This is a genomic window from Brachyspira catarrhinii (genome assembly GCF_005518285.1).
Classification (GTDB): domain Bacteria; phylum Spirochaetota; class Brachyspiria; order Brachyspirales; family Brachyspiraceae; genus Brachyspira; species Brachyspira catarrhinii.
Map to the genome: position 1 here is coordinate 1 of NZ_SJDU01000740.1, position 561 is coordinate 561.

At 25.0% G+C, this 561-nt stretch carries 1 protein-coding gene; it reads left to right on the plus strand.

The window, feature by feature from the left end:
* Positions 1-17 precede the first annotated feature (17 nt).
* A partial coding sequence (locus EZH24_RS13280) for a restriction endonuclease subunit S (RefSeq protein ID WP_137999475.1) occupies positions 18-561 on the plus strand: 544 nt, incomplete at its 3' end.

Sequence of the window (561 nt, forward strand, 5' to 3'; positions counted from 1 at the left end):
AAGATAGCGGCAGCAAGATGATAGAAAGCGAGCTAGGGGCAATACCAGAGGGCTGGGAGATTACTACATTGGAAAAAATATCAAAAGTAATAACTAAAGGTACAACACCTAAAAATTTTGCATCACATGGTGTGAATTATATAAAAGTTGAAAATATTTTAGATGATCATTCAATAGATAAGTCAAAATTATCTTTTGTTGATGATGAAACACATAATAATTTATTAAAAAGATCTATCATAGAAGAAAAAGATATATTATTTAGTATAGCTGGAACTTTATCAAAATTTTCTTTTGTTACAAATGATATATTACCAGCTAATACTAATCAGGCTGTATCAATTATAAGAATAGACAACAATATTGTAAACCCATTGTTTGTATTTAGCTGTTTTCTTGCTGATTTTCATAAAGAACATTGTTTTAGAAATTTGCAACAATCTGTACAGGCTAATTTAAGTTTAACAACTATTAGAAATTTAAAATTAATACTTCCATCAAATATAATATTAAAAAAATATGAAGATAAAATAATAGATATATTTAATAAAATACATATAA